Genomic DNA, 16565 nt, shown 5'->3' with positions numbered 1-16565 from the left:
GGGTGCTCCTTGGTGAGTGTGACGGACGGGCGGAGGCTGTCGAAGGTGGTGGAGGCTCACAGGTAGGGACGCTGCGCGGTGCGAGCCTGGTCGTACTCCTCGCGGGCGCGCTGCGTGCTGGCCAGCGTGGACACCTCGGCGACGGGGACGTCCCACCACGCCGACCCCGGGGGGTTGGGGCCTTCGAGGTCGGTCTCGATGTGGATGACGGTCGTGACGTCGGAGGCGGCCGCGTCGAGGTAGGCGGCACGGAAATCCTCGATCGAGGCGGCCCGCAGCACGCGTGCCCCGAAGGAGGCGGCGTTCGCGGCCAGGTCCACCGGGGGGACGGCGCCGTCATGCAGGCGCCGGGCCCCGCGCAGGCGGAAGCTCGTGCCGAAGCGCTGCGAGCCGCGGGACTCCGACAGCGCCCCGATGGAGGCGTACCCGTGGTTGTCGAGCAGCACGACGATGACCTTGATGCCCTCGGACACGATCGTCGCGAGCTCCTGGGGGAGCATCTGGTACGTGCCGTCACCCACGATCGCGACGACCTCGGACTCGGGCCGGGCGAGCTTGGCGCCCAGTGCCGCGGGGATCTCGTACCCCATGCAGGAGAAGCCGTACTCGAGGTGGTACTGCACCGGGCTGGAGGCGCGCCACAGCGCCTGCAGGTCGCCCGGCATGGACCCGGCGGCGTTGATGAGGATGTCCTCGGGTCCCATGAGGTCGTTGAGGGCCCCGAACACCTCGGTCTGGGCCGGCAGCGGGCCGTGCCCGCGGTGATAGCACTCCTCCGTGACGCGCTGCCAGGCGGCCACCCGGTCGGTGACCTCCGCGCGGAAGCCCTCCTCGGTGCTCCACCCGGTGAGTGCCTGGGTGAGTGCCACGAGGCCGTGGCGGGCGTCGGCCACCACCATCTCGGCGGAGTGCTTGGCGGCGTCGACGGCGGCGACGTTGATGTTGACGAAGCGGACCGAGGGGTCGGCGAACACGGTGCGGCTCGCCGTCGTGAAGTCGGTGAAGCGGGTGCCGATCCCGATGACGACGTCGGCGCTCGCGGCCAGCGCGTTGGCCGCGTCGTTCCCGGTGGACCCCACCCCGCCGACGGCGAGCGGGTGGTCCCAGCCGATCGCGCCCTTGCCGGCCTGGGTGTCGGCGACGGGGATCCCGGTGGCGGAGGCGAAGGTGCGCAGCGCCTCGGATGCCTCGGAGTAGACGACGCCGCCGCCTGCGACGACGAGCGGGCGCCGGGCGGACCGGATCACCTCGACGGCGCGGGCCAGGGCTGCGGGCTCGGGCACCGGACGCGCCACGTGCCAGACGCGGTCACGGAAGAACTCCTGCGGCCAGTCGTAGGCCTGCGCCTGCACGTCCTGCGGCAGGGACAGCGTGACCGCTCCGGTCTCGGCCGGGTCCGTCAGCACCCGCATCGCCTGCGGCGCGCTCGAGAGCAGCATCTCCGGGCGCCAGATCCGGTCGAAGTAGCGCGAGACCGGTCGGAAGGCATCGTTGACGCTGACGTCCGGGCCTCCTGGGTGCTCGAGCTGCTGCAGGACCGGGTCGGGGAACCGGGTGGCGAACACGTCGGAGGGCAGCAGCAGCACGGGGATGCGGTCCACGGTGGCCAGCGCTGCACCTGTGATCATGTTCGTGGAGCCGGGACCGATCGACGCGGTGCAGGCGAAGGTCTGCAGGCGGTTGGTCGTGCGGGCGTAGGCGACCGCGGCGTGCACCATGGACTGCTCGTTGCGAGCCATGAAGTACGGCAGCTCGTCGGGTCCGTGCTCGTCGCCGTCGAAGCCGGCGTCGACCGCCTCGAGGTGGGCCTGGAGCAGGCCCTGCCCGAGTCCGGCGACGTTCCCGTGCCCGAAGATGCCGAAGGCGCCGGCGAAGAGCGGGCGGGTCGTGCCGTCGCGCTCGCTCCACTGGTGGGCGAGGAACCGGACGAGAGCCTGGCCGACCGTGAGGCGGACCGTGGCGGATGCGGTGGGCGTGGTCATGCCTGGTCCGTCCCCTTCGAGGGTGTGGTGTCGGTGGCGGCTGGGACGCTGGGGCTGGTCAGCGGCAGCCGGGGGTCGAGGTCCTGGTGCTCCCACGACTCGCGCACCCAGTGCAGGTGCGGGTCGTCGGTCGAGAGCCAGGTGCCGTCCTGGGCCGGGCCGGCCATGACGTTGAGGTAGTAGAGGTCGTAGCCGGGGGGCGCGGTGCACGGGCCGTGGAAACCGTGCGGCACGAGCGCGACGTCGCCGGTGCGGACCTCGGCCAGCACGTCGATCGGGCGCTCGGGCGTGCCGTAGGTGCGGTGGTAGCCGACGCCGGGGCCGTGGGGGCCGTCCGCCACCTCGAAGTAGTAGATCTCCTCGAGCACGCGCTCGTCCCCGGAGTGCACGTCGTGCTTGTGGGGCGGGTAGGAGGACCAGTTGCCGCCCGGCGTGACCACCTCGCACACGAGCAGGTGGTCGATCGCGACGTCGGTGCCGAGGGTGTAGTTGTTGACCTGCCGGCTCGCGGCGCCCGCCCCGCGCAGGTCCACCCGTATGTCGCGCGCAGCGACCACGCGCAGCGGGAGGGACCGGGTCGCCCGCGCGGTGGCGAGGGCGATCCTGCTGCCCGACGCCGAGCCGGCCGGCGCGGTGACGGTCACCGTGGACCCGAGCGGGAGGTAGACGAAGTCGGTCGGTCCCGCGAAGACGTCGGGGCGACCGGTCAGCGTGAGGTGGGTCGCGCCGTCGGGCGTCTCGACGACGAGGTCGGCGCCGCCGCGCAACGGGATGAGAGCGGCCTCGTCGCGCTCCAGATGCCACGTCCGGGAGACGCCGGGGGCGAGGGTGACGACCCGCAGCCCGGAGTAGTCCCAGCCCGCGCTCTCGGGCGAGATGTCGGTCACGACCGTCCCGGAGGTCGCGGCGCGGACGACGTACCGCTCGGTGTCGCTGCTCGTCATGGTGCTCCTTGCCGGTCGAAGGTCTGCGCTGGAAGGGGGGCTCAGGTGGGGCGCGTCGGACGCGGTCACAGCAGGCTGACGGCGGCGTCGACCGCCCCGGCGACGTCGTCGTCGGGGGGGTAGAGCAGGGACCGGCCGATGACCAGGCCCTTGACGCCGGGCAGGCGCAGCGCCGCCCCCCAGCCGGAGAGGGCCGCGTCCTGGTCCCGGCTGACCTCGCCGCCCAGGATCAGGGCGGGCAGCGTCGAGGCCGCGACGACCCGCTCCATCTCCGCCACGACCGGCAGCTTGAGCCACGTGTAGGCGGAGGTGCTGGCCAGGCCGGAGGCGATCGCGACCGAGGCGATCACGGCGTCGGTGGTGAGCTGGTTGACGAGGGCGCCGTCGACGCGCCGGGCGAGGAAGGGCTCGACCAGGGCGATGAGCTGGTGGCGTGCCAGGCCGTCGACGGCGCGTGCGCACGCCTCGAGGGTGAGCGCCGAGGCCGGGTCGTCCAGGCAGATCCGCAGCAGCATCTTGCCGCCGTCGAGACCGGCGCCCGCGATCCCGCCCGGGTCGTAGCCGGTGAAGCGGTCGTCGACCTCGAAGGTAGATCCTGCGAGACCGCCGCGGTTCATCGACCCGAGCACGACCTTCCCGTCGAGGGCGCCGCGCAGCGTGAGGTCCTCGATCATGTCCGCGGTGCCGAGGAACCCGTGGACCCCCGGGCGGGCCAGGGCGTCCTGGGTGCGGTCGAGGAGGTCGCGTCGGTCGCCCATGGCCACGGGCCGTCCCCCGATCGCCAGCGCGCCGCGGGCCGGGTGGTCCGCGGCGATGATCATGAGCTTGGCCCCGGCCGGGACGCCGGCGAAGGCCGGGCGCGCGGTGAGGGCGGCCGCGACCGCGGCGGGGCGGGTGAAGCGCAGGTCGGTCAGGTCGTCGTAGCGGTCGCGGCGCAGGGTGGGGTGCAGGGTGGCGCGCTCGGGCAGGGTGGTCATCACAGCCCCTCCGGGACGCGGCCCAGGGCCAGCACCCGGTCGATCTCGTCGGAGGTGGGCATCGCCGTCGAGCACTCCAGGCGTGAGGCGACGATCGCGCCGGCCGCGCTCGCGAAGGCGATGGTGCGGTGCAGGTCCCACCCGGCGAGCAGGCCGTGGCAGAGCGCCCCGCCGAAGGAGTCGCCGGCGCCGAGGCCGTTGACGACCACGCAGGGTGTGGCCGCGACCTCCACCCGCTCGTCGGCCGTGCGGGCCAGCACGCCCCGGGGACCCTGCTTGACGATGGCGATCTCCACCCCGGACTCCAGCAGCGCGCTCGCCGCGCGTTCGGGATCGCTCTCCCCGACGGCGATCTCGCACTCCTGCAGGTTCCCGACGGCGACGCTCACCTGGGGCAGCACGGCCTGGACCGCGGCGGTGGCGTCCTCGGGGCGGTCCCAGAAGATCGCCCGGTAGTCGAGGTCGAGGATGGTGGTGGCGCTGCCCCGTGCGGCGAGGGCCCCCTGGTGGGCTCTCAGGCTCGGCTCGCGGGACAGGCCCGTGGCGGTGAGCCACAGGATCCGCGCCTGCTCGATCGCGGGGAGGTCGACGTCCTCGATCCCCAGCCGCAGCTCGGGGGAGGGGGTCGCCCGGTAGAAGTACAGGGGGAAGTCGTCGGGCGGGAAGAGCTCGCAGAAGGCGACGGTGGTGGCGACGCCGGGCAGCGCGAGGACGCCGTCGGTGTCGACGCCCAGCCGGGCCAGCTCACGGCGGACGAACGACCCGAAGGGGTCCTGACCGACGGCCGTGACCACGCGCGCGCGAGCCCCGAGGCGGGCGGCGGCGACGGCGACGTTGGTGGGGCTCCCGCCGAGGAACTTGCCGAAGGAGACGACATCCTCGATGCCTACGCCCGTCTGCAGCGGGTACACGTCCACGCTGCTGCGGCCGATGGTCACGACGTCGAACGCGTCGAGCACCGGATATGCCGTTGGCATCATGCCGACTCCTATGTCTGGCCCCGTGATGAGTGGCTCCAGTTAACCCTATGTCCTGACATATGTTCAACCTGCACTTCTGCTGTCGCGTGCCCTATGATGCAGGCAGTTCACACCGGAGCCGAGGAGTGTCAGCGTGGCTGAACCATTGCGTATCGACCTGGACCGCTCGAGTCCGGTGCCGCTCTATCACCAGATCTCGACAGCCATCGAGTCCCGCATCGACGGCGGTGACCTCACGGCGGGTGCCTTCCTGGAGAACGAGATCGCCCTGGCCGCCCGGCTCGGCATCTCGCGTCCGACGGCGCGGCGGGCCCTGCAGGAGCTGGTCGACAAGGGCCGGCTCGTGCGCAAGCGCGGGGTCGGCACGCAGGTGGCACCCGAACGCATCCGTCGGTCCGTGGAGCTCACGTCCCTGCATGCGGACCTGGAGCGGGCCGGACGCCGCCCGACCACCGCGCTGCTCTCCTACGAGACCGTCGCGGCCGACGCGGACGTCGCCGCGGCGCTCGAGGTGCCTGAGGGGGAGGAGGTGGTGTGCATCCGTCGCCTCCGCTACGCCGAGGAGGAGCCCCTCGCGCTCATGACGAACTACCTGACCCGGACGCTCGCCCCGAGCGAGGCGGAGCTCGCCGAGCACGGCCTCTACGACGCGCTGCGCGCCCGTGGGGTGCAGCCCCGGGTCGCGCGGCAGCGCATCGGAGCGCGGGTGGCGACCGCCCAGGAGGCGCGGTCCCTCGACGAGGCCGCGCGCGCCGCGCTGCTGACGATGGAGCGGACGGCGTACGACGACGCCGGCCGGGTCATCGAGTTCGGCCGACACATCTACCGGGCATCGCGCTACATGTTCGACACCACGCTGTTCTCCAACTGACGGCGGCGCGGGTGTGTGTGCCCGCGTCTCACGTCTGATTGTCAGGACATACGGTTGACAGTCCGGCCCGTCGCAGGTTGAATGATGTCCCTCAGCGCGATGGTGCTCTGACCGCGACCAGCGACGACAGCGATGGAGAGTTCCCGTGACAGATGCGTTCGAGTCGGCGTCCACGCAGGCCACACACGAGGCTGCTCCGCTGCGACGGATGACGCAGGCGTTCCCCCGCACCGCGCTGTGGAACGACTCGGCCGACCCGGTCCAGCTGGCGGCGTCGATCGGCTTCGGGGCCGTCGGCGCGACGTGCAACCCCGTCATCGCCCTCGCGGCCATCCAGGCGGACCTGCCGCGGTGGCGCGCCCGGATCCGCGAGATCGCCGACGAGCTGCCGCAGGCCACCGAGAGCGAGATCGGCTGGCGGGTCGTGGAAGAGCTCTCCATCGACGCGGCGCTGCTGCTGCTTCCGGCCTTCGAGGCGAGCGGGGGACGGAACGGACGGCTCTCGGTGCAGACCGATCCCCGGCTGCACCGCAACGCCGCCGCGCTGGTCGAGCAGGCCGAACGGTTCGCCGCGCTGGCCCCGAACATCATCGTCAAGATCCCGGCGACGGCGACGGGCATCGACGCCATCGAGGAGGCAACCTTCCGCGGCATCGCGGTGAACGCCACGGTCTCCTTCACGGTGCCCCAGGCCGTCGCGGTGGCCGAGGCCGTCGAACGAGGTTTCGCACGGCGCGCCCAGGCGGGGCTCCCCGAGATCGAGCTGGGATCGGTCGCCACGATCATGGCCGGGCGCCTCGACGACTGGCTCAAGTCCATCGCGGCCTCGCAGGGGCTGCTCATGACGCCGGGCGTGCTGGACTGGGCCGGCGTCGCCGCCCTCAAGCACGCCTACGAGATCTTCCAGGAGCGCGGCTACCGCACCCGCGTCCTCGCGGCCGCGTTCCGCAACCACCTGGCGCTCTCCGAGCTGGTGGGCGGGGACCTGGTGATCTCACCGCCGTTCGAGTGGCAGGCCAGGATCAACGACTCCGGGCACGAGCTCCCCACACGTATCGGGGTGCCGGTCGCCCCGGAGATCATGGCCGAGCTGCTCACGATGGGGGAGTTCGTGCGGGCCTACGAGGCCGATGGCATGTCGCCGTCGGAGTTCGAGGGCTTCGGCGCGGCGCGCCGCACGTTGCGCCAGTTCCTCGTGGCCGACGAGCAGCTCGACGCGATCGTGCGCGACGTGCTCGTGGCTGCGGCCTGAGGCGCGATCATCAGGGGACAATCACAGCATGGGTGAACAGCTGGACGGCGGATTCGACGGCGGTGCTCACCTGGTCGACGGGACGGTTCGCCGGGTTCCCGGCGCCTGGAGCCCAGCCGTCGCCGCCCTGCTGAGGCACCTGGAGTCGACGGGGTTCGTCGGGGCGCCGCGCTCGCTCGGAGCAGATGGACACGGCCGTGACGTCGTCACGTACCTCGACGGTTCGACAGTCGGCAGCGCCCGCCCGTGGCCACGGTGGACGCACAGCGTCGAAGCGCTCCTCGACGTGGGGGACTGGCTCAGGCGCTACCACTGCGCCGTCGCCGACTTCGTCCCGCCCGAGGACGCGCGGTGGCGCGAGGGCCAGGCGTGGACGCCTGGTCTGATCGTCGGGCACAACGACGCGGCGCCCTACAACGCGGTCTGGAACGACGACGGGCTGGTGGGGTTCGTGGACTGGGACATGGCCGGACCGACCACGTGCGCCGAGGACCTCGCCTGGGTCGCGTTCTCGTGGGTGCCGCTCCATGCACGCCACGTCGTCCTCGACGAAGGCTTCACCGCGTTCGGGGAGCGCCGTGCTCGCCTGGAGGTGTTCCTCCGGGCCTACGGGTGGGACGGCACGACACACGATGTCCTCGACCTCGTCCGTCGACGTGTCCAGACGCAGCTCGACGTCGTGCGGTCGGTGGCCGCCAGCGGCGACGAGACCTATCGGAGGATGCTGGCGCACGGAGTCGACCGCAACCTTCAAGGCGCTCTGGACGGCCTCAGCGCCGTCTGACTGTGGCACGGTTCCGGCGTCACGCCCGTGGCCACACCCCGGACGACCCACGCCGGTGGCTGGTCACCAGATGGGTGTCGATGATCCCGATGGCCTCCATGAGCGCATACATGGTGGTCGGCCCGACGAAGGCGAATCCCCGGGCCCGCAGCGCCGTGGACAGGGCGAGGGACTCCGGTGACCGGGTGGGGACCTCCTCGGGGGAGCGAGGCTGTGGGGTGGTGGCCGGCTGGTGGGACCACACGAGCTCGACGAGCCCGCCGTCGGCCCGCAGCGCGATGGTCGCGCGCGCGTTGGTGATGGTCGCGAGGATCTTGGCGCGGTTGCGCACGATGCCCGCGTCGGCCAGCAGCCGGATCACGTCGGAGTCGTCGAAGAGGGCCACGGCGTCGGGGTCGAAGCCGGCGAAGGCCGCGCGGAAGGCGGGGCGCTTGCGCAGGATGGTCGCCCAGGACAGCCCGGCCTGGAACGCCTCCAGGCTGATCCGCTCGTACAGACCGTGCTCGTCGCGCACGGGCAGGCCCCACTCGGTGTCGTAGTACTCGCGCAGCAGCGGGTCGCGGGACGCCCAGGCGGGACGGGCGAGCCCGTCCTCCCCGACGACCACGCCGGGTGCGGCGGTGGCCCCGTCGGCTGGGTGCGCCGGGGTCACGGGGCCAGCCCGGTGACTCGCATGGTGATGTTGATCCGGCCGTGCTCGAGACCGCAGCCGGTCGGTGCGGTTCCCGGGTGCACCTTGGTCACGCCGTGGAAGGCGAGCCGGGACGGGCCGCCGAAGACGAACAGGTCGCCGGAGACGAGGTCGACGTCGCGGTAGGGGCGGGACCGGTGCTCGGTGTTACCGAGGCGGAAGGTGCACGTGTCACCGATGCTGAGCGAGACGACCGGGGCACGGGAGAGCTCGTCCTTGTCCTGGTGCAGGCCCATCCGCGCGGCGTCGTCGTAGAAGTTCACCAGCGCGGTGTCCGGGGTGTAGCTCGCTGCGGCGGCGGGGTCCTGGTACGCCTCGAGGTGGGCGCGCCGCCCGAGCCGGACCATCCAGTCGGGGAAGTCGAGCACCTGGGCGCCGTTCACGTCGGTGGCCTGGCGGGTGTACCGGTACGGCTGCCAGTGCCAGCCCAGGCACACGGTCCTGACGCTCATCTGGTGCCCGCGGACCGTGGCGGCGCGGATCGGGACAGGTCCGGCCACCCACTCGTGGAACCGGGCGACGATCCATCGTTGCTGGTCGAGGGTGAGCCATCCGGGGACGTGGACCGCCCCCGGGGCGACCTCGGCCCGCGGGCGAGGGAGCAGGTCGTCCCCGAACAGCGTCCCTGTCGAGCCGTCACCGGTCATGCGCGGACGTCCTCCCGGGGGTTCTCACCTGTCTCGTCCATCGTGCCGTCTCCGGCGGGTGGTGGCGACGCGGGCTCAGGCGCCCGCGCGCTCGCCGCGATGAGCCCGCTCACCGTCATGATCGTCAGTGCCCCGATCACCACGAAGAGCGGAGCCGTCCATCCCCCGGACCGGGTGTGCACGGCTCCGAGGGCGAACGGCCCGACGGCGGCTGCCGCGTAGCCGAGCGACTGCACCATGGCCGACATCCGCCGGGCCTCGTTCTGGCCGCGCGAACGCTGCACCACAAGGGTGAAGATCACGGTGAAGTTGCCACCCTGGGACATGCCGGCGCAGGCGGCCCACACCGGCCACAGCTGCGGCGCGAGGAGGAGTCCGACCGGCAGGGTGAGCCACAGGGCGCTCATGCCCGCGAACACTGTGCGCAGGGACGCCCCGCGAGCGACGAGGAGCGGCACCCCGACGCCGCCGACGATGCCGAAGAGCTGGAAGAGGGAGGCCGCGCCGCCCGCCCCGGAGTCGCTCATACCGCGCAGGTCGCCGAGCAGCTCGGGCAACCAGGTGGTGACGGCGTAGTAGGAGAAGGACTGGCCGGCGAAGGCCAGCATCAGGCACCAGGCGATCCCTCGACGCCAGACCGGACCCAGCTCGCCCGCTCCGCCGGCCGCGGTGCCGCGGACGAGTGCCACCTTGTCGTGCGCCCGCCCGGCGGTCGCCCGGCGCCACAGCACGCCGGCGGCGAGCATGAAGGCCGACCAGGCCACGAGCGCCCACTGCCAGCCGACGGCCGCGGCGAGCGGGGCGGTGATGAGGGTGGTGATGACGGACCCGAGGTTGAGCGCAGCCGTGTACATCCCGGTCACGGCGCCGGCTGACTGTGAGAAGTCGCGGCTGATGAGCACGGGCACGGCGACGTTGCCGATCGTGATCGCTGCGCCGATGACCACGGTCCCCACGAGAGCCAGCTCGAAGCTCCCCGCGGACCGGATGCAGGTCCCGATGAACACCCCGAGCAACGAGAGCGAGATCGCCCGCTCGATGCCGACCTTGGCCAGCAGGATCGAGGCGAAGGGGGCGCAGATCGAGAAGCACAGCACCGGGATGCCGGTCAGCAGTCCGACGGTCTCCGGGTTGACGCCGAGACCGTCGGCGACCGTGTTGACGATCGGGGCGAGCGAGACGAAAGGCGCTCGGAGGTTGAGCGCGAACATGAGCATCGCTGCCAGGAGGAGACCGCTCGAGCCGTAGATCTTCGTGCGGCGTGTGATGACTGCTCCTCGTGACGTGCGGTGTCTGGACCGGTCCAGGCTACGTCAGTTCAGCGGGAGAGCCCTTTCCTCAGTCCCGGGCGCGGACGCGAGCAGCCCGTGTGCACCCTGCGGGTGGGCTCCGGGTGAGGCGGTGGGTGACGCAGTGGGTGACGCAGTGGGTGAAGCAGTGGGTGACGCCGTGGGTGAGTCGCCGCGCCTCCGACGGTCGATCGGGAATCACCTCGGGGTCGCCCAGCGACTCCGTCATCTCGAGATCGGGCGGCTGTCTCATCAGTAGGTGACTGGAGCACGGACGACCCACGGACGCCCCCTGGACGACCTCTGGCTGGCCTCCGCGTACCTGAGCAGCGACTCGACGACCAAGACGATGGAGGTGGCGTGATGCGAGGATCTCGGTGGGTGTTCGGTGCAGCATGGACGGGCAGGGTGATCGCCGGTCTGGTGGCCGTCGTGCTGGTGACGGCATGGGGCGTCGTCGGGCTCGGGCGGGCGGAGGCCGCCCCGCTCGGCGGGGCGGTGCCCATCGAGACCATCACGGAGTTCGAGGCACCCCGGTGCCCCGGCAGCACGACCCTGGATCCCACGAACCCGAGCACGCACGCGGGACTGGACAACCTGCTGCTGGTGACCGGTCCACGCCTGGCCGCGTATCGCTCCGGTGCGGTGGTGCCGTTGTACGACGCCTCCGGACAGACCGAGGATGCGCCGCTGTGCGGTACCCGGTACGTCGCCGGCGCCGGGGGAGCGGCGGACGCCGTCTCGCAATGGATGTTCTGCACCTCCTGGGCGGACGACCTGTGCGGTGACGTCACCGAGGACGGGCAGGCGACGGACCGCGACGGCGCACCGGTCGGGGACATGGAAGCGCTCGAGGACCACCCGAGCCTCGGTCCCGACGCCGAACGGCTCATCGCCTACCTCATCGAGAACGGGCACTCCTACCAGGGCGTCGGTAGCTATGCGTTCGGCGGCGTCACGCAGGCGACGGCCGACGAGTCGACCAGCTCGCGCAGGGCGCTCCAGATCCTCGTGTGGTGCATCACCGACCGGGACACCATCCCCAACCCCGACTTCGGGACGACCTGCGAGCGCAACCTCCCGGTCGAGGAGCAGCAGCGGCTGCTGGCGCTCATCCCCGTCGTCACGGTCCCGGAGCTGAGCTTCGCCGCCTCCGGGGAGGTCTTCGACGTCGAGGAACAGGCGCGGTTCACGTTGACGACCAACCTCTTCATGACGCCGATCGACCTCACGGCCTCTCTGCTCGGCACCGTCAGCGTCTGCGCCGGCGAGGCGACCATCACGGGCTCTGTGCTCACCGTCGCCCGCCCCGACGGGTCGCCGACGGCGCACATCGAGCTGTGCGCGACGGCCACCACGGCAGGCTCGGCCTCCGTGACCGCGACCACCACGCCGGCGCCGGTGACCCGCGCGGCGTGGAACCAGTCGGACCCTGGACTCTCGGCGTTCACCTGCCAGGTCTTCGCCTCCGTCGTGGATGTCGCCGTCCCACCGCTGACCTCCACCGCGACCGCCACCTTCGCGGTCCCCGACCCGGAGCCGACGCCCGACCCGACCCCCGATCCGACCCCGGACCCGACGCCCGATCCGACCCCTGACCCGACGCCGGCTCCCACCCCTGCGGTGACGGATCGCCCGACGCAGGGAGCGGCACCGTCCGCCGCTCCGACCACCACGGCGAGCGTGACCACCCAGGTGTCCGGCGTGGCCGGCGCCTTCGGGGTCCGCCCGCCCGTCTCGGCGGTGACCCCGTCGGTCGTGGATCGGGCCGGGCTGGCACAGTCCGGAGCCGACGACGCTTCGCTGGTGCTGCTGGCCGGGCTGACCTGGCTCACCGGCGTCGTGCTCGTCGTCGTCAGCCGGCTCCGTCGTCGTGGACAGAGGTGACGCCCTGTCGAGGATGGCGGTTTTCACCCGGCTCCGCTCGCACCTCATCCCGTGAAGCTGCCGATACCAGGGAGACGGCGGAACAGGTCGACGATCGGGTAGGGCTGGCGATGGCACACGAGGGGACGCCCGGGTCGGGCGACGTTGAGCTGATCGAGGAGAGCCGTGCCGGCTCGGCGGCCGCCTTCGCGGAGCTCTGGCGACGCCACGCGGCTGCGGGTCGCCGGGTCGCGGCCCGGGTCACTCACGCGAGCGACCCCGACGACCTGGTGCAGGAGGCGTACCTGCGGATCTACGCCGCGATCCTCAAGGGGAGAGGGCCGGACGCGGCCTTCCGTCCCTACCTCTACCGGACCATCCGGAACATCGCGATCACCTGGGCGGAGAAGCCCCTCGAGCAGTCGATCACCGTCCTGCGGGAGGTCTCCGACGGCGCGGACATGGCCGGGACGGCGCTGGAGAACTCGATCACGGCCAGGGCCTTCCGCAATCTCCCTGAGCGCTGGCAGTCCGTCCTGTGGTACTCCGAGGTCGAAGGTCTTGATCCCGCGGAGATCGCCCCGCTCCTGGGAATCACGGCCGGCGCGGTCTCGGCCCTGGCCTACCGGGCCCGGGAGGGTCTGCGCAAGGAGTGGCTCCAGGTTCACGTCAACACGGCCTCGGTGCCCCCCGAGTGCCGGTGGGCTGCCGAGCGGATGGGGGACTTCACCCGCGGCGGGCTGCGCGGTGCCGCGGCGACGAGGTTCGAGCACCATGTCGGCGACTGCTCGCAGTGCACGGTGCTCATGGACGAGGTCGGTGAGGTCTCCCGCACGCTCGGTCTGATCATGGTCCCGCTCGTGGCGGGTGTCCCGTGGGCGGCCTTCACCGGGGCTCGCGACGCCGTGCTCGTCCCACCCGTTCTGCCCGTCCCACCCGCCTTCGCCGCCGGCGCGCGCTGAACCAGCAGGTCATCGTTACCCAACCGTCACCGACCGACCTGCAAGGACGGCCCGGCGCGCGACACTTCTCACGTAGGGCGCACCTGCCGATGCGTCCGCACCGTGCGCTGCCGTGCGCTCGCCGACGTCTGGAGAACCACCGTGACGCTGACCGGCCCGAGCGGCCCCCCGACCGAGCCGGCGCGCGACGCCGCGTGGTTCGACGCGCTCTTCCGTGACCACGCGCTCAGCGTCTTCCGCTTCGTCGTGCGCCGCGCCGCCCGGGACGATGCCGACGACCTCACCGCCGAGGTCTTCACCACCGCGTGGCGTCGGCGCGAGGACGTGCCCCAGGGCTTCGAGCTGGCCTGGCTCTACCGGACCGCGGGGTTCACCGTCGCCAACCACCATCGCAAGGCTCGCCCGGTCCTCGTCGAGACCGTGCCCGAGACCGGCGACCCGACGTCGCCGGAGCTCGTGGTCCTCGCCGACCTGGAGGTCCGCGAGGCCTTCGCCCGCCTCGGCGAGCGCGACCGCCAGATCCTGCTGCTCGCCGCCTGGGAAGGGCTCCAGGGGGAGGCGCTCGCCGGCGTCCTGGACATCTCCCGCTCAGGAGCCGACGCCGCGCTGTCACGGGCCCGCAGCCGCCTGCGCCAGGCCTGGGACGGCACCGCGGTCACGGCGGACCCCGCGCAGGCACCTGCAAGATCGACCGGCTCCACGACACAGACCAAGTAGCAGACCCGCGATCGGGTCCCTCACCTGGAGGTCCTCATGAACACCAGCGACACCGACCCGCGCGACGAGCGACTCTCCGACCCGGGGTACGAGCGGCTGCGCGCGATCGACCCGGCTGCCACGACGGAGCCGGACCTCGCGGTCATCAAGGCCACGGTCGACGCGGTGACCGCGCAGACGGACGCCGCGTCCGAGGCGCCGGTCGTGGACCTCTCGGCCCGGCGGTCCACTCGCCGCCCGCCGCGCTGGCTGCAGGTCGCGGCCGCCGCCGTCGGCGTCGTCGCGGTGGGCGCGGGTGCCTTCGTCGTCGGGCAGCAGACCGCGGACGCCCCGGTCACAGCCGACGCGGCCAGCGCGCCGGTCGGCACTCCTGAGCCGGGGATCCTCAGATCAGCGCCCGCCGGTCCTCCCGCCGGTCCGGGCACTGGTCCGGCCACCGAGGGCGGGTTCGCCGCTGGGGTGCAGGATTCAGCCACCCAGAGCAAGAGCGCCGGCAGCGCCATGGACATGGTCGGCCCGGGGTACAGCCGGACGGTCTTCACGTCGTCGGGGCTGTCGGACGCCACCGCGAGCGGGCAGGCCTGGGGATTCGATGCCGCGTCCACGTTCTCCGCCGAGACCGCGGCCCGCCTGGCGGCGGCCCTCGGTGTCACCGGCGACCCGACACCCAGCTACGGCAGCTGGCACGTGGGATCCACCGACTGGACCGCGGCGGCGCTCGACCTCACCGGCGACGGCCTGACGAGCTTCTACTACTCCGACCCGGCGCACAACCCGTGGGACGAGGGGTCCACGACCTCCCCGGCCACGCCCGAGGCCGCGACCGCGGCGCTGACGGACGCGATGACCACGCTGGGTGTCGACCCTGCCGGCTACGAGATCACCGTCGACGAGGTGCAGGACCTGCGCGCCGCCTCGGTCACGGCGACCCGGCTGCAGAGCGGGAGCGCAGGGGAGGGCATGTGGTCCGCCATCGTCACCACCGACGGGCTGTACAGCCTCAACGGCTCCCTCGCGCCGCTCGTGGACCTGGGCACCTACGAGGTGGTCAGCCCGCAGACGGCCGTCGAGCGCCTCGGCGACGAGCGCTTCGGGGCGTCTCCTGACTACTCCGCCTATGCCACGACCGACATGGAGGTCGCCCGGGACACGGTCACCACCCTCCCTGCCCCCGACGACCCGGCTGCCATCCCGGTCCTGCCCGGCGTCGTGTCCCCCGGGTCCAGCTTCGCCTGGCCGGTCGCGAACGTGGAGATCACCGCGGCGACTCTGGGCACGGGGACCTACTACCAGCCGGACGGATCCGTCGCCCTGCTGCCGACGTACACCCTCACCGGATCGGACGGCAGCATGTGGACGGTCGTCGCGCTGGCCGACGCGCACCTGGACTTCGCCGCCACGAGCTGAGGCCCGGGCGGGGCGAGCAGGTGCTCAGCCCCGCCCGACCGCAGCACGTGCCAGGGAGGGGCTCAAGGTCACGCTCATCGTCTCGATGAACGGCGCCATCCACCCGGTCTCGCCGGTGATCCACCGGCGCGCCACGGCGTCGACCGGGAAGATCGTGCCGCGGAACAGGTCGTTGCGGATGGCGACCGTCGTGGTGGGCTGCCCTGCGGCGACCATCCACCGCGTGCCGGCCGTCCGCACGACGAGGACGTCACCGAGCGTGACCCCGAGTGCGGTGATCACGTAGTTGGGGTCCCAGCGCTCGCTCTCGCCTGCCGCGTGCCAGGCGTGGCAGTACGTGTCGAAGAGCCGAGAGATGTCGTTCACGGACGTGACATCCACTTCCGGGGAGCGCAGGTGGACTCGCAGCTCCTCCATCCACACGAGGTCGACCGGGGTCGGGTCCCGCAGGACCACCTGGCCGTCAGAGCACGCGGCGTCGAGGTCTGACGTGGGCGAGGGGATGCCACGATCCTGCTCGGCGAGGCGCAGCTGTGGCTTCATGTCTGACCTATCGGTTCCGGACGGAGGTTTCTGAAGCGTTCACACCACCTTCACGACGCCGTGGGACGTGTTTCACCTGCGGTCCTGCCAGGATCTGGCGACGGGTCGACCGACGGGGAAGCGGCTACGGTGGGCGTGTCATGTCCCCGGATTTGAAAGAGGTCTCTCATGGCTAGTCGTACCGCACGCACTGCCTGGAACGGAACGCTCAACGAGGGCGGCGGCCAGGTCGAGCTGTCCAGCTCGAAGGTCGGGACCTTCGACGTGTCCTTCCCCAAGCGGGCCGCTGACGAGGCTGGTGGCACCACCAGCCCGGAGGAGCTCCTCGCGGCCGCGCTCTCCTCGTGCTACTCGATGCAGTTCTCCGGTCTCCTCGGCGCTGCCGGTGGGAACCCGGTCGCCCTCGATGTCTCCGCCGAGGCGACCTTCGCAGCTGACCCGGCCGGCGGGTTCCACGTCCCGAGCATCGCGCTCACCGTCCGCGGCGAGGTCGAGGGTATCGACGAGGCGACGTTCCTCCAGGTCGCCGAGGACGCCAAGGCGACCTGCCCGGTGTCCAAGGCGCTCACCGGCACGACCATCACCCTGCACGCGACCTTCGAGCAGTAGCCCTCCCCGCTCGCGCTGCCACCCGCTCGCCTCTCGCTCCGCCC

16 protein-coding genes are annotated in these 16565 nt (G+C 72.1%); 8 read left to right on the top strand and 8 right to left on the bottom strand.

What is annotated here, in order from left to right; translation table 11 throughout:
• Window positions 1–56: 56 nt before the first annotated feature.
• The 4 genes from iolD to iolC all read right to left on the bottom strand — a co-directional run bounded on the left by iolD (window position 57) and on the right by iolC (window position 4883).
• On the bottom strand, window positions 57–1982 hold the full coding sequence (gene iolD / locus ACWA15_RS16245; protein ID WP_464056533.1) for a 3D-(3,5/4)-trihydroxycyclohexane-1,2-dione acylhydrolase (decyclizing): 1926 nt from the start codon (window positions 1980–1982) through the stop codon (window positions 57–59).
• A complete protein-coding gene (gene iolB, locus ACWA15_RS16240; RefSeq protein ID WP_464056532.1) occupies window positions 1979–2926 on the bottom strand; it encodes a 5-deoxy-glucuronate isomerase in 948 nt (315 codons plus the stop codon). The genes iolD and iolB overlap by 4 nt, the downstream gene beginning before the upstream one ends.
• Before the next feature lie 65 nt (window positions 2927–2991).
• Entirely contained in the window at window positions 2992–3903 is a 912-nt protein-coding gene (locus ACWA15_RS16235) for a Cgl0159 family (beta/alpha)8-fold protein (RefSeq protein WP_464056530.1), read from the bottom strand.
• A complete protein-coding gene (gene iolC / locus ACWA15_RS16230; RefSeq protein WP_464056529.1) occupies window positions 3903–4883 on the bottom strand; it encodes a 5-dehydro-2-deoxygluconokinase in 981 nt (326 codons plus the stop codon). The genes ACWA15_RS16235 and iolC overlap by 1 nt, the downstream gene beginning before the upstream one ends.
• A 133-nt stretch (window positions 4884–5016) precedes the next feature.
• Here iolC and ACWA15_RS16225 point away from each other — a divergent pair, with 133 nt between their 5' ends.
• From ACWA15_RS16225 to ACWA15_RS16215, 3 genes are all read left to right on the top strand, one after another.
• Window positions 5017–5754, top strand: a complete 738-nt coding sequence (locus ACWA15_RS16225) for a GntR family transcriptional regulator (RefSeq protein WP_464056527.1) — start codon at window positions 5017–5019, stop codon at window positions 5752–5754.
• Window positions 5755–5899: 145 nt separating this feature from the next.
• Window positions 5900–7006 carry a transaldolase family protein gene (locus ACWA15_RS16220; protein WP_464056525.1) on the top strand — a complete coding sequence of 369 codons (1107 nt, stop codon included), beginning with the start codon at window positions 5900–5902 and terminating at the stop codon, window positions 7004–7006.
• A 28-nt stretch (window positions 7007–7034) separates the two neighbouring features.
• Window positions 7035–7790 carry a phosphotransferase gene (locus tag ACWA15_RS16215; RefSeq protein ID WP_464056524.1) on the top strand — a complete coding sequence of 252 codons (756 nt, stop codon included), beginning with the start codon at window positions 7035–7037 and terminating at the stop codon, window positions 7788–7790.
• Window positions 7791–7809: 19 nt separating this feature from the next.
• On the opposite strand, the gene ACWA15_RS16210 is transcribed toward ACWA15_RS16215, so the two are convergent.
• From ACWA15_RS16210 to ACWA15_RS16200, 3 genes are read right to left on the bottom strand one after another with little or no spacing between them, the layout of a single operon-like run.
• Window positions 7810–8442, bottom strand: coding sequence for a DNA-3-methyladenine glycosylase I (locus ACWA15_RS16210; protein ID WP_464056523.1), 633 nt, complete (start codon window positions 8440–8442; stop codon window positions 7810–7812).
• The gene (locus ACWA15_RS16205) at window positions 8439–9128 is read right to left on the bottom strand and encodes an alpha-ketoglutarate-dependent dioxygenase AlkB family protein (RefSeq protein WP_464056522.1); all 690 of its coding nucleotides are present in this window, start codon (window positions 9126–9128) and stop codon (window positions 8439–8441) included. Before ACWA15_RS16205 ends, ACWA15_RS16210 begins: the two co-directional genes overlap by 4 nt.
• Entirely contained in the window at window positions 9125–10345 is a 1221-nt protein-coding gene (locus tag ACWA15_RS16200) for an MFS transporter (protein WP_464056521.1), read from the bottom strand. The genes ACWA15_RS16205 and ACWA15_RS16200 overlap by 4 nt, the downstream gene beginning before the upstream one ends.
• Before the next feature lie 453 nt (window positions 10346–10798).
• Here ACWA15_RS16200 and ACWA15_RS16195 point away from each other — a divergent pair, with 453 nt between their 5' ends.
• From ACWA15_RS16195 to ACWA15_RS16180, 4 genes are all read left to right on the top strand, one after another.
• Window positions 10799–12304, top strand: a complete 1506-nt coding sequence (locus ACWA15_RS16195; RefSeq protein ID WP_464056520.1) for a hypothetical protein — start codon at window positions 10799–10801, stop codon at window positions 12302–12304.
• A gap of 110 nt (window positions 12305–12414) precedes the next feature.
• Window positions 12415–13245, top strand: coding sequence for a sigma-70 family RNA polymerase sigma factor (locus tag ACWA15_RS16190; RefSeq protein WP_464056518.1), 831 nt, complete (start codon window positions 12415–12417; stop codon window positions 13243–13245).
• 141 nt (window positions 13246–13386) lie between these two features.
• Entirely contained in the window at window positions 13387–13962 is a 576-nt protein-coding gene (locus tag ACWA15_RS16185; RefSeq protein ID WP_464056517.1) for an RNA polymerase sigma factor, read from the top strand.
• A 36-nt stretch (window positions 13963–13998) separates the two neighbouring features.
• The gene (locus tag ACWA15_RS16180) at window positions 13999–15369 is read left to right on the top strand and encodes a hypothetical protein (protein ID WP_464056516.1); all 1371 of its coding nucleotides are present in this window, start codon (window positions 13999–14001) and stop codon (window positions 15367–15369) included.
• Between the two features lie 24 nt (window positions 15370–15393).
• Here ACWA15_RS16180 and ACWA15_RS16175 read toward each other — a convergent pair whose 3' ends face one another.
• Window positions 15394–15912, bottom strand: a complete 519-nt coding sequence (locus ACWA15_RS16175) for a DUF3806 domain-containing protein (protein ID WP_464056514.1) — start codon at window positions 15910–15912, stop codon at window positions 15394–15396.
• A gap of 168 nt (window positions 15913–16080) precedes the next feature.
• On the opposite strand from ACWA15_RS16175, the gene ACWA15_RS16170 reads away from it, so the two are divergent.
• Window positions 16081–16521 carry an OsmC family peroxiredoxin gene (locus ACWA15_RS16170; RefSeq protein ID WP_464056513.1) on the top strand — a complete coding sequence of 147 codons (441 nt, stop codon included), beginning with the start codon at window positions 16081–16083 and terminating at the stop codon, window positions 16519–16521.
• The last annotated feature ends 44 nt before the right edge of the window (window positions 16522–16565 follow it).

The organism is Sanguibacter sp. TS_SC_8 (assembly GCF_055361235.1).
The sequence above is the reverse complement of the archived record's forward strand: the minus strand, read 5'-3'. Positions and strand labels throughout refer to the sequence as shown.